Annotated in this window: 12 protein-coding genes; 2 read left to right on the top strand and 10 right to left on the bottom strand. The window is 68.7% G+C overall.

Features of this window, described 5'->3' with window-relative positions; translation table 11 throughout:
- Positions 1-36: 36 nt before the first annotated feature.
- The 10 genes from ABD810_RS36860 to ABD810_RS36815 all read right to left on the bottom strand — a co-directional run bounded on the left by ABD810_RS36860 (position 37) and on the right by ABD810_RS36815 (position 10,218).
- Positions 37-987: an FAD binding domain-containing protein gene (locus ABD810_RS36860; protein ID WP_344952053.1), complete on the bottom strand. Its 951-nt coding sequence runs from the start codon at positions 985-987 to the stop codon at positions 37-39.
- Positions 984-3,335, bottom strand: coding sequence for a xanthine dehydrogenase family protein molybdopterin-binding subunit (locus ABD810_RS36855; RefSeq protein WP_344952592.1), 2,352 nt, complete (start codon positions 3,333-3,335; stop codon positions 984-986). Before ABD810_RS36855 ends, ABD810_RS36860 begins: the two co-directional genes overlap by 4 nt.
- Before the next feature lie 50 nt (positions 3,336-3,385).
- Entirely contained in the window at positions 3,386-3,874 is a 489-nt protein-coding gene (locus ABD810_RS36850) for a (2Fe-2S)-binding protein (protein ID WP_344952051.1), read from the bottom strand.
- Between the two features lie 554 nt (positions 3,875-4,428).
- Entirely contained in the window at positions 4,429-5,220 is a 792-nt protein-coding gene (locus tag ABD810_RS36845; RefSeq protein WP_344952590.1) for a class I SAM-dependent methyltransferase, read from the bottom strand.
- Between the two features lie 561 nt (positions 5,221-5,781).
- Positions 5,782-6,234 (bottom strand): nuclear transport factor 2 family protein, encoded by a 453-nt coding sequence (locus tag ABD810_RS36840; protein ID WP_344952048.1) that lies wholly within the window; start codon positions 6,232-6,234, stop codon positions 5,782-5,784.
- Between the two features lie 51 nt (positions 6,235-6,285).
- Positions 6,286-7,188 carry a pyridoxamine 5'-phosphate oxidase family protein gene (locus ABD810_RS36835; RefSeq protein ID WP_344952045.1) on the bottom strand — a complete coding sequence of 301 codons (903 nt, stop codon included), beginning with the start codon at positions 7,186-7,188 and terminating at the stop codon, positions 6,286-6,288.
- Positions 7,188-7,631, bottom strand: coding sequence for a VOC family protein (locus tag ABD810_RS36830; RefSeq protein ID WP_344952042.1), 444 nt, complete (start codon positions 7,629-7,631; stop codon positions 7,188-7,190). Before ABD810_RS36830 ends, ABD810_RS36835 begins: the two co-directional genes overlap by 1 nt.
- A gap of 99 nt (positions 7,632-7,730) precedes the next feature.
- Positions 7,731-8,321 carry a CGNR zinc finger domain-containing protein gene (locus tag ABD810_RS36825; protein ID WP_344952039.1) on the bottom strand — a complete coding sequence of 197 codons (591 nt, stop codon included), beginning with the start codon at positions 8,319-8,321 and terminating at the stop codon, positions 7,731-7,733.
- Between the two features lie 66 nt (positions 8,322-8,387).
- Positions 8,388-8,564: a hypothetical protein gene (locus tag ABD810_RS36820; protein ID WP_344952037.1), complete on the bottom strand. Its 177-nt coding sequence runs from the start codon at positions 8,562-8,564 to the stop codon at positions 8,388-8,390.
- Complete coding sequence (locus tag ABD810_RS36815) at positions 8,554-10,218, bottom strand: PspC domain-containing protein (protein WP_344952034.1); 1,665 nt, start codon at positions 10,216-10,218, stop codon at positions 8,554-8,556. Before ABD810_RS36815 ends, ABD810_RS36820 begins: the two co-directional genes overlap by 11 nt.
- Positions 10,219-10,351: 133 nt before the next feature.
- On the opposite strand from ABD810_RS36815, the gene ABD810_RS36810 reads away from it, so the two are divergent.
- Positions 10,352-11,542, top strand: a complete 1,191-nt coding sequence (locus tag ABD810_RS36810; protein WP_344952031.1) for an ATP-binding protein — start codon at positions 10,352-10,354, stop codon at positions 11,540-11,542.
- Between the two features lie 37 nt (positions 11,543-11,579).
- Positions 11,580-12,212 (top strand): response regulator, encoded by a 633-nt coding sequence (locus ABD810_RS36805; protein ID WP_344952028.1) that lies wholly within the window; start codon positions 11,580-11,582, stop codon positions 12,210-12,212.
- Positions 12,213-12,248 lie beyond the last annotated feature (36 nt).

Genomic DNA, 12,248 nt, shown 5'->3' with positions numbered 1-12,248 from the left:
CCCCAAGACGGCAGGATCGGCGCCTTCGGCGGGTTTCTAGATCGTCGCCGCGGCCGTGAGCAGGGCGCGGTGGGTCAGCACCTGGGCGAGGTGCCTGCGGTAGTCGGGCGCGGCGTGCAGATCGGCCGGGGGCGAGGTGCCCTCGGCGGCCATGGCGGCGGCCTCCCGCAGGGGGTCCCCGCCGTGCGAGCCGTGGTGCCACCCCGAGCCGTTACCCGAGCCGTTCGCCATGGAGCCGTACGTGCCGGTGGAACCGTTCAGGTCGGTGCCGGCCGCGGCCGACTCCGCCTGGGTGGCCCGCACGGGGACCGGCCCCATGTTGGTCAGGCCGACGCGGGCCTCCTCGATCCGGCGGCCCTCGCCGTTGGTCCCGGAGACCCGCACCGCCGCCGCGACGCCGACGATCGCCCAGGACTGGGCGGTGCGGTGGAACTTCTCGTAGTGGAAGCCCCACCCCGCGCCCAGCTTGGGCACGCGGATGCCGATGAGGACGTCCCCGGGCTGGAGCGCCGTCTCCAGGTAGTCGAGGAAGAAGTCCCGTGCCGCGACGACCCGCTCGCCGGACGGGGAGTGGATCACGAACTCCATGTCCAGCGCGACCGCCACGGCGGGCAGGTCGCCCGCCGGATCGCCGTGCGCGAGCGAGCCGCCGAACGTGCCCCGGTGCCGCACCGCCGGGTCGGCGACGGTGGCCGCGGCCAGCGCCACCAGTGGGCATTCGGCGTTGACGATGGGCGAGCGGACCACCTCGTCATGCGTGGTGGTCGCCCCGATGTGGACGTGGCCGTCCTCGTCACGGATACCGTGAAGCTCGTCGAGCCGGCCGACGTCGACCAGCACGCTCGGGTAGGCGAGCCGCAGCCGGAGCAGTGGCAGCAGCGACTGCCCACCGGAGAGCACCTTGGCCTCCTCCCCGGCATCGGCGAGCACCGACACGGCCTCGCTGAGCGATGACGGGCGGACGTAGTCGAAGGACGCCGGGATCACGAGACACCTCCTTGCACTGCTCGCCACACCCGTTCGGGGGTACATGGCATGGCCACGTCGTTGACGCCGTACGGCCGGAGCGCGTCGACGACCGCGTTCACCACGGCGGGCGTCGAGGCGATCGTCCCCGCCTCGCCGACGCCCTTGACGCCCAGCGGGTTGGACGTCGCCGGGGTCTCGGTCCTGTCGGTGACGAAGTCGGGCAGGTCGGCCGCCGAGGGCAGCAGGTAGTCCGCCATCGTCGTGGTCAGCAGGTTGCCCTCGGCGTCGTAGACGGCCTCCTCGAACAGCGCCTGCGCGATGCCCTGCGCGAGGCCTCCGTGCACCTGGCCTTCCACGATCATCGGGTTGACGACCTTGCCCACGTCGTCCACCGCGACGTACAGCCGGATCTTGGTGGCGCCGGTCTGGGTGTCGACCTCGACCGCGCACAGGTGGGTGCCGTGCGGGAACGAGAAGTTGTTCGGGTCGTAGGTCGCGTCGGAGTCCAGGCTCGCCTCGACGCCCTCCGGAAGGTCGTGGGCGGCGAACGTCGCCAGCGCGATCTCCTGGATGGTCTTGCCCGAGTCGGTGCCGCGTACCTTGAACGAGCCTTCGGCGAACTCGATGTCGTCGGCGGAGGCCTCCAGCAGGTGCGCGGCGATGTGCTTGGCCTTCTCCTTGACCTTGTCGCAGGCCTGCAGCACGGCGATGCCACCGACCACCAGAGAGCGGGAACCGTAGGTGTCCATGCCCTTGTGGGAGATGGCCGTGTCGCCGTGGACCACGGAGACGTCCTCGAACGGCACGCTGAGGGCGTCGGCGACGATCTGGCTCCAGGCTGTCTCGTGCCCCTGCCCGTGCGGGCTGGAGCCGGTGACGACCTCCACCTTCCCGGTCGGAAGCATCCGTACGGACGCGTGCTCCCAGCCGCCCGCGCCGTAGCTGAGCGAGCCGAGCACCCGGCTGGGCGCGAGGCCGCACATCTCGGTGAAGGTGGAGACGCCGATGCCGAGCTGGACCGGGTCGCCCCGATCGCGCCGGTCGGCCTGTTCCGCCCTGAGCTTGTCGTATCCGAACAGCGAGAGCGCCTTGTCCGTCGCCGCCTCGTAGTTCCCCGAGTCGTAGGTCAGGTTGGCGATCGTGGTGTAGGGGAACTCCTCGTGGGCGATCCAGTTGCGCCGCCGTACCTCGATGGGGTCGAGGGACAGCTCGTTCGCCAGCTCGTCCATGACCCGCTCGATCGCGAACGTCGCCTCCGGACGGCCGGCGCCCCGGTAGGCGTCGGTCGGCATCTTGGTGGTGAACACGCCCGTACAGGTGAAGTCGTAGGCGTCCATCTTGTAAATGCCGTTGTACATGAACGCGCCGAGGATCGGGATGCCGGGCGTGACCAGCATCAGATAGGCGCCCATGTCGGCGAGGAGGTCCACCCGCAGGCCCTTGATGTGCCCCTCGGCGTCGGCGGCCAGCGAGATGCGCTGAAGCTGGTCACGGCCGTGGTGCACGGTCAGGTTGCCCTCCGACCGCGACTCGGTCCACTTGACCGGCTTGCCGAGCCGCCTCGCCAGCAGGAGCAGCAGCACCTCCTCGGCGGTGACCTGGAGCTTGGAGCCGAATCCGCCGCCCACGTCCGGCGCGATCACGCGCAGCTTGTGCTCGGGGATCCCGGTCACCTGGGCCAGCATGATCCGCAGAATGTGCGGTATCTGGGTCGCGGAGTGCAGCGTGAAGGAGTCGCCGTCGGTCTGCGCCACCACCGCGCGGGGCTCCATCGCCGACGGGATGAGCCGTTGCTGGACGAAGGTCCGCTCGACGACCACGGGGGCGTCCCGGAAGGCCGCGTCGATGTCGCCCGCCGCGAACTTCCAGACGAACGCCTTGTTCCCCGCCTCGTGGACCTGGGGACCGCCTTCCTTGAGCGCCTCGGTCATGTCGAGTACGGCAGGCAGGGGGTCGTAGTCGATCTCGATGGCCTCCAGCGCGTCGGCCGCCTTGTACCGGTCGGTGGCGACGACGCAGGCCACCGCCTCACCGGCGTACCGGACCTCGTCGACCGCCATCGGCGGATGGTCGGGTATGACGATGTCCTCGGTGACGGGCCAGGCGCACGGCAGGCTGCCCTGCTCGTCGGCGAGGTCGCGCCCGCTGAACGCCGCGACGACCCCCGGCCTGCTCAGGGCGGCGGAGGTGTCGACCCGGGTGATGCGGGCGTGCGCCATCGGGCTGCGCACGAACGCCACGTACAGCATGCCGGGGAGCTGGATGTTGTCGGTCCATGTGGTACGCCCGGTCACCAGCCGGGCGTCCTCCTTACGCCGGCGTGCCGAGCCCACCTCGTGCTTGCCCGGGGCGGGCTCGCTGAGCATGTCGCTCTCGGCGATCTGCCGCGCCACGAAACCGGCGTCGAGTTCCTCTGTCATCGGCCGCTCACCACTTCCTGGCCGCTCATGCTCTGCGCGGCCCGCCGTACGGCCCGGACGATGTTGCAGTAGCCGGTGCACCGGCAGAGGTTGCCCTCCAGTCCCTCGCGGATCGCCTCTTCGGAGGGATCGGGATCGTCCTTCAGCAGGTCGATGGCGGCCATGATCATGCCGGGGGTGCAGTATCCGCACTGCAGCGCGTGCTCTTCGTGGAAGGCCCGCTGCATGGGGTGCCATTCGCCGCCGGACGAGAGGCCCTCGACGGTGACGACGTCGGTCTCGTCGGCCTGGACGGCCAGAACCGAGCAGCTCTTCACGCTCTTGCCGTCCAGCATGACCGTGCAGGCGCCGCAGTTGCTGGTGTCGCAGCCGATTGGTGTGCCCGTCTTCCCCAGCCGATCGCGCAGTAGATGGACGAGGAGCAGGCGTGGCTCCACCTCTTCCTCATACGTGACGCCGTCGACGGTGACGGTGATACGGGTCATTGGCCCTCCAAGCGCGCTGGCAGGTTGCTCTATTGCCGTGCGCTTACCAGGGCGGACCTCGCTGGAGGTTATCTGCGGCAGGGTGAGATGGCGAGCGCACTAACGGTGAGTGGAGTGGATGGAGTGAGAACCGACAAATGCGAAAGTACGCCCCTGATCTCGCAGGTCAACCCCCGGAGCATTAAAAGCCATGACTCGCTTCTCCACGCGCCCTTACGCCACCTACCCTGCCGGCGCGGCGGACCCGTGAACTTCGGGAAGGGGGAGCCGCCCTGGAGTCACGCGGCACCCGCTCGGCCCGCCCCCCATGGCGATCGAGGGCTAGCTGGGTGATGGGTGTTGGTGTGGTGAGCTGCGGCTTTGGTTTATGGGTTTGTGGGGTGATTGGTGATCGGTTATTTGGCCCACCCGGCATGCGTTTGATCGGGCTGAGCGGGGCTTCCCGCCCGCGTGGTGAGGTGGATCGACGGCCAGGGGGTGACGGGCGTTGCCGGTGACAGCGTTGCTGTGGTGAGCGTGTCCGCCATTGATCCAGGCCGGGCCGAGCGACCCGACTAGCGTCGGCGGCAGATCATCAACTCGGTCGTTGGGCTCTCGCGCAGCAGGCGGACAAGGCGCCGTTCGAGCGGGTACAGCAAGGCTCCGGCCATGTTTCCGGTCTGCTCGGTCAGCGTGACGGCGCGCAGGAAGCCGCCCCAGAGCTTTCGCCACACAGGATTCGCATCGACCTGGGCGTTCATCAGCACGAGCATCGGCACTCGTCGCACCACCTCGAACCCGGCCTCATCCAGGGCTGTGGTAATCCAGGGCAGCGTGTGATTGACCTGATAGTCGCCACGCTGTTCGAGCCTGTGCAGGAAGTTCTCCGACAGCACGAAGAAACCACCCGGTCTCAGCACTCGGCCGATCGACCGCAGGGCCGCCTTGTAGCGAACATCGTCAGTGATGTGGAAGAGCATGTCCATGGCCGAGACCACGTCGAATGAGCCAGGTTCCAAGGTGTCCCCGGGCTCGGCTATGTCCAGTTCATGGAAGTCCACCTGGGGGAAGCGTTCGCGCAGCCGATTCACGGCGGCGTGGGTGAGGTCGCAGCCGACGACGGACTTGACGCCGAGCAGTTGCCAGCGGCGGACGTAGAACCCGGTGCCGGAGCCGATGTCGAGGACTCGTGCCGTGGCCAGGTCCAGAGGCAGAGTGGCTGCCTCCCTGCTGAAGGCCTCGGCTCGCACCCGGTACATCCAGAGGTTGAAGGCCCGTCCCAGAGACTTGTACCCAACGCCGCTCTCGGTCCAGTCGTCACTCAGACGGTTCTCCCAAAAGCCCCTTAGTTCGGCATTCGTCTTCATCACACCAAGATTCACGACTCGTGATCCCGCCGTCAATGTGGTCAGTAGCCTCACATGGACGTGGCAACCGTCCACGCGGTGGTGACACTCGTTCATCCCTCGTAGGCCTGATGCCTTCCACCCGGCCTCCACCGCATCCGATACAGCAATCCCCGGCGCCCTGGTCGAACGGGTCACGACCCATCACGGCGTCGAACGGGCCCTGGCGCATGACAACGACGCATGTCCATCTCTCGTAGCGGTTGAGGGATGTCACGATCTGGGTGGGAGGCCACGCCTGGCCCGGTCAGATGCTTGCCGGGTGGGGGCTTCAATAGGTTTGGATCGCCGCTCAGCGCTTGGCCTGTCCGCCTGTTGGCTGTTCGCATCCGGTACGGCATTCGCCGGCGCCCTTGTCGAACGGGTCGTGACCCGTCACAGCGCCAAACGGGTCGTGACCCGTCACAGCGCCGAACGAGTCGTGACCCGTCGCAGCGCCGAAGAGGAACGACGCCTGTCCAACCCCACTCCCCGCAGCGAAACAACGCATCACCACCGAGCCGGTACAGAAAGCACGACCGCCTAGAACAGCGGGAACGGCCGGCCGTAGTCCTCCTGAGCCCGGGGGCCGAAGATGCGGCGGTCCTCTTCGTCGATGGGGAGGTCGTTGATGCTGGCCTCGCGCCGTCGCATGAGGCCGTTCTCGTCGAACTCCCACAGTTCGTTGCCGTAGCTGCGCCACCACTGCCCGTCCGCGTCATGGCATTCGTACTGGAACCGCACGGCGATGCGATCGTCGGTGAACGACCACAGCTCCTTGCGCAGTGCGTAGTCGAGCTCCTTGTTCCATTTGCGGGTGAGGAACTCCGTGATCTCGTCCCTGCCCGTAACGAACTCTGACCGATTGCGCCAGACGGAGTCCGGGGTGTACGCCAGCGCCACGCGCTGTGGATCGCAGGTGTTCCAGGTGTCCTCGGCGGCTTGGACCTTCACCTGCGCGGTCTCTGCGGTGAACGGCGGTACCGGTGGTTTCATCGCGAACCCTCCCCCTGAGCCGGTCACAGATCCCTAAGCCGACATAGGTCCTTAGTCGGTATAGGTGCGGGCCACACCAACCGTCGAAGGCTCCCCGGGGATCTTCACGGGCGGATTGTGCGGTGAGGACTCCATGAATCGCCACCGCAACGGGACCTCTCCTGGCACCTCGACGACCTCGTCCAGCTCGAAGCCGACCCCGTTCCCCGTGATGGCGGCCCGGCCGGTGAGGTGCAACCCATGCCCACTTTCCCAGTCGAGGAAGAGCAGCCCGCAGGCGGGGTTGAGCTGGAGGTTTCCCAGCGTCATGAACATGAAGTTGCCCGGATACTCCGGCCATGCCAGCCGCCGTTCGTCCACGACCTGGACGAACCCGGGATTCCCTCCCCGGTGGGAGACGTCGGTGCCGAGCCCGGCGGCGTGGGTGGCGATGAAGAAGGTGTCGGCCGTACGGATCCACTCGCGCTGGACGGAGGTGAGAGCCTCACCCCTGACGATCTCACCCTCCTCGCCGGCGTCCCCACCGGGGAGGGGAACGGGCTCCCGTTTCTGGATGTACTTCGGGCAGTTGGAATAGACCTGCTCGGTCCGCACGACCAGGCGTCCTCCGTCGCGGTGCGCCCGGCCGTTGACACGCATGCGGCGGCGGGTCGCGGGCTCGATGGCGAGGATCCCGATGTCATGACTCTCCTCGAACAGCCCCGCGAACGGCCCGCCGGGCAGCGCGCCGATGCTGATCAGCTGGTCGTCCCTCGGGTCGGCGAACCCTTCGGAGCCGGTGAGGGTGCCCGCCCAGACCCGGCCGTCGCGGTCGGGACTTCCGATGACGAGCATTCGCTGGGCCCGGAGGAAGTCGGCCGCCACGGGAGGGATCTCCGGTCGCGTACGCGCCGAGCCGAACGGCCTGGTGATCCCCGCCCGGTGTTGCAGCAGCGACTCCCCGGGGTGCCGCATTAGAAGAATCCGCAGGTAGGAGCGTCTGCTACCGGCGCAGGCAGCTCTTCGGCGCCGGTGGGCGCGAAGATCTCCACACGGATGCCGTCAGGGTCCTTGAAGAACAGCCCGCCGGACTGCCTGCCCGTGCCGTGCGGCACGATCCCCTCGTAGGCGAACTGCGCCCCGACCTCCCGCAGCGTGGTCTCCGCCCGGCGCACCGCGTCCATGTCCGCCACTCGGAAGGCGAAGTGGTGGAGCCCGGGCAGGGTGGTGGCGAAATGTCCTTCGCTCTGCTGCCACAGGGTGACCATCGAGGTGCCGTCGAAACCTAGCGTGGCGTAGCGCCGGTCGCCCTCCGCGGACTCCGAGATGAGGTCGAAGCCGAAGACGCGCAGGTAGAACTGCTTGGTCTTCTCGAGGTCGGTCACATTGAGCCCGACGTGCCCAAGCTGGAACGACATGTCGCCACCCTTCAGTCGACGTTTCTAACGGTCTCCAAGCGTCGGACCCGTTAGAACTTCACTGCAGCGTAACCTAACGGGTAGCCAGCTTTCAATCCGTTAGAGGTGGTCGCGGTGCCGCTGATAGTGGCGAGCGGCTCTGGCCCGGTTGCCGCAGGTGACCGAGCACCACTCCTGGCGGGTGTGCTCCTTGATGAAGTAGATGACGCAGCGTGGCGCCGGGCAGGCCCTGAGCCTCTCCCGCTCGGGGCCGGCGAGGAACTCGATCGCGGCCCTGGCCAGCGTCGCGCGTAGCCGTACCTGCTCGCTCACCTGAGCGGACGGTGTGACCCTCACGGTGGGCTCGGAACACGCGGGCCAGTCGAGCTGCGGGGCCAGGGGCACGGCCATGGCCGCGGCGTTCACCGCGGCGAGGGCCTCGGTGAAGGCCGGGAGGCGGGCGGCGTCCGCCGAACTCGGCTCCCCGGGCGCGACGGCCCTGGCGAACAGCGCCCGTACGGCCTGGCGGAGCAGGACGACCTCGTCGCGCAGGGAGTCGCTCGCGGTGAAGCCGCCGGCGTCCACCCCGAGATCGGCGGCGTTCTGCCTGACCCAGGCGGTCAGGCCGGCCGTGTCGGCGAGGGCGTCGGCGACCTCCCCGTTTCTCGCCCTGATCGTTCTGGTGAACCGCAGGGCCAAGGAGTCGGACATCTCACAACTCTAACGTGGTCAAACGCCTGCTCCCGTTAGAAGGCCGGTGGTCTCCGGATGCGAGGATCAGCGCTTGCGCACCGTCTTGGCGATGATCCCGATGAGTCCGGCGAAGCCCAGCCCGAACACGAGTATCAGCGCCATGAGCAGAGCGTCGGGTCGCGGAGCGGTGAGGTAGCGGATGCCGATGCCGATGAACAGCAGGCCGGCCAGCAGTGACAGCCAGTCGGTCTTATGCCGCACGGTGCACCTCCACGTCGCCGATGCCCGCCTTGAGGTGCAGCTCGATGACCGGAACGGCGCCGCCGGCCGAGCCGGAGTCGGGTTCGAGGACCTTGTCGTGGTGGACGTCGGCGCCACCCTGCACGGCGTGCTCGATCTTCACGTCGCCCAGCCGGGTGTAGCCGAACACCTCCACGCGAGCCGTGCGTGGCACGATGATCTTGAGCTCGCCGACCGACACCGAGGCGTCGAACCGGGTGCGGGAACCGGGCAGCAGCTTGGTGCTCCGCAGGTCGAGCGTCCCGTCCCCGATGTCCACGGAGTACGTGCGAACGACCTGCGAGCTGCCGACCGGCTCCCAGGTATAGCTGCCGATCTTCTTCGGAATACCGTTCACGGTCGATCCCGCCACCAGGAGAAGGGACATGATCGTGCCGGTGGCCACCAGCCCCGCGCCCCGGCCGAACCAGGTCGCGACGAGCAGCCCCGCGCCGATCGTGATGAGTACGACCCCGCCGACGATCGGCAGGTTGAACGTGCTGGAGGTCGACTGCGTGGCGACCATGATCCCTCCGACCACGAGCGCGATGAACATCGTGACTACGCCGGTGAAAGACCTCGGCCTCTTCGGTGGCGCCTGCCGCGCCAAGTGCTTGTCGTAACCCCAGTCGTGCGGTTCGTAGGGCTGGGGCGGGCCGTACCGGCTGTACGGGCCGCGCGGGGCGAACGGCTCGCCCGACGAGTCGAAGCCCGAGGAACCCGGCGTGGGCCCGTATCGCGAGGAACCCGGCGTGGGCCCGTATCGCGAGGAACCCGATCCCGGGGGAGCGTCTTGCACGCCGGCGGGCGGAGTGCTGTGCGCCTCGCGGACCAGGTCGACGAGGCGGCGATACTCAGCCGTCGTGCCGGGCCCGGCGTCCGTCTGCCCGGTCGTGGCGCCCGCATAAGGCGGACCCCCAGGAGGCGCGTCGGCGCCGGGTGCCGGGGACCCGGCGGGGGTGCCGAGGTCGGTGGTGGGCGGGCCAGGGGAGGGGGCGTAGGGAGGCGGTGGCCCGGAGGCGCCGGTGCCGGCGGGCGGCGCCGCGTACGGCGAGGCCGGAGGGGGTGTGGGGTACGGCGAGGCCGGAGGCGGCGAGAAGGGATGGATGCCCAGCGGATCGAAGTTCCAGTGCTCCGGCACCGGATGGGTACCGCGCTTGCCCTTCAGCCGCTCGGGCAGGCTCCTGGCGATGGCCAGCAGGTCGACGCCCCGCGAGTGGGCCGCCAGCAGGGCGATCGCCAGCAGGGTGCCCACGACGACCGTCGCCGTGCTGATGCCGCCCGCCGCCAGGTTGATGATCAGGCCGAAGGCGAAGATGGCCGTCAGCAACGCCATCACGGTCTCGGCGTCGAAGACCCTGCGGCTCCACTGCTCGGCGTACCCGGGACCGCCGTTCGTGTTCCTCATCAGCAGGAAAGCCGCGAGGTACAGCATGATGCCGATGCCCGAGCCCACCACGAGGGCGGCGAAGCCGACCCGGTAGATCACGGGGTCCATCCCCGTGTAGCGGCCGAACCCCGCGCACACCCCGGTGAGCATGCGTCCTTCGTCACTACGCTTGAGCACACGCTCCTCGTCCCCAGGGGCGAAGCCATCTGGCTCCAGCGTCGTGCCGGGACTGCCTGCTTCGGTCATGGCTCTATCGTGGCCGTGCCGGGGTCCCGCTCACCATCCGGGACACCCCTGACTCGCCCCGGAGGCCTCAGGGCAGGAGTCAGGGAGCGCCCTGATGCAGGGAGCCCCTTTCACATGTGACGATGCACGAGAGATGTCTGAGACCCCCACCACCGTGTCCGAGGCGTACCCGCGCATGATGCGGCCCTTGCAGGGCCGGCTCGTCGCCGGTGTCGCCCAAGGTGCCGCCGCCCAGCTGAGGCTGGACCCTGTCGTGCTGCGGCTCGCGTTCGTGCTGCTCAGCGTGCTGGACGGCCTCGGCCTCCTCGCGTACGCCGCCTTGTGGATGTTCACTCCGCGCGAGCCGTACGAAGGAGAGCCGCCGAGCCGCGACTGGGGCCAGGTGGCCGCGTACGGCGTGCTCGGCATGGCGCTGACGGCCTTCGGCTGGCTCACGGGCGCCGCCACCGGAGGCGTCGGCACCTGGTCGATCGCCGTCGGCGGCATCGGCACCCTGATCCTGTGGCAACAGGCCGATCCCGGCCGCCGCCAGCACTGGATGAGCGACGCCGTCCGTCAGGTGCGGCGGTCATGGGTCCGCACCGGCATCGGGCTGCTGCTCGTGGTCGTCGGCGCGACGGGCTTCCTGGTGGCACAGGACAAGCTCGCCGAGGCGCGTCCAGGGCTGGTGTTCACCGCCGTCGTCGTCGGCGGTATCACGCTGATCGCGGCCCCCTGGCTGACCGGCCTGTGGAAGGAGCTCCAGAAGGAGCGCCGGGAGCGCATCCGGCAGGAGGAGCGCGCCGAGATGGCCGCGCACGTGCACGACTCGGTGTTGCACACGCTCACGCTCATCCAGCGCAACGCGAGCGACCCGTTCGAGGTGACCCGGCTCGCCCGGTCACAGGAGCGGGAGCTTCGCAACTGGCTGTACCAGCCCAAGGCGGACGCGGACGCGTCGATGGCCGCCGCGGTGCGCCGGGTCGCCGCCGAGATCGAGGACGAGCACGGCATCCCGATCGAGATCGTCTGCGTCGGCGACTGCGACCTGGACGGCGGGATGCGTGCCATGCTGCAGGCCGCGCGGCAGGCGATGGTCAACGCCGCCAAATACGCCGAGGCCCCGGTCATCTCCGTCTACGCGGAAGTGGAGGCCGACGAGGTCACCGTGTTCATCAGGGACCGGGGCAAGGGCTTCACCATGGAGGATGTTCCCGACGACCGCATGGGCATCCGCCAGTCGATCATCGGCCGGATGGAGCGTCACGGCGGGAGCGCACGGGTCAAGACTGGACCTGGCGAGGGAACAGAAGTAATGCTGACGATGAAGCGGGAGCAGCCGTGATCCACGATCTGCCCCGATGCGTGAGGGAGCCGTAAAAATGGTCAAGGTACTGATCGTGGACGACCACCGGCTCTTCCGGTCGGGAGTGCGCGCCGAGCTCGGCCCCCAGATCGAGGTGGTCGGCGAGGCCGAGGACGTCGACTCCGCGGTCGCCGCCATCGAGTCTCTCAAGCCCGACGTCATCCTGCTCGACGTCCACATGCCCGGAGGCGGCGGCCAGGAGGTGCTGCGCCGGGTCCTCGGCTCGGGGTCCTCGGTCCGTTTCCTGGCGCTGTCGGTCTCCGACGCGGCCGAGGACGTGATCGGTGTCATCCGCGGCGGGGCTCGCGGGTACGTCACCAAGACGATCAGCGGCAGGGAGCTGACCGACGCGATCGTCCGGGTCTCGGAGGGCGACGCGGTGTTCTCGCCGCGACTGGCCGGATTCGTGCTGGACGCCTTCAGCTCCACCGAGGCGCCGTCCATCGACCCCGAGCTCGACTCGCTGACGACGCGCGAGCGCGAGGTCCTGCGGCTGATCGCGCGCGGCTACGCGTACAAGGAGATCGCGAAGGAGCTCTTCATCTCGGTGAAGACCGTCGAGACCCACGTGTCCTCTGTCCTGCGCAAGCTGCAGCTTTCCAACCGTCACGAACTGTCTCGCTGGGCGACCGCCCGGCGTCTCGTGTGACCCGAGGACGAAATGCTCGCGCGGGAGTGTGACAGG

Origin of the sequence: Sphaerisporangium flaviroseum (assembly GCF_039537005.1) — a bacterium.
Classification (GTDB): domain Bacteria; phylum Actinomycetota; class Actinomycetes; order Streptosporangiales; family Streptosporangiaceae; genus Sphaerisporangium; species Sphaerisporangium flaviroseum.
Note: the sequence above shows the minus strand (reverse complement) of the source record. Positions and strands in the feature narration are given on the sequence as shown.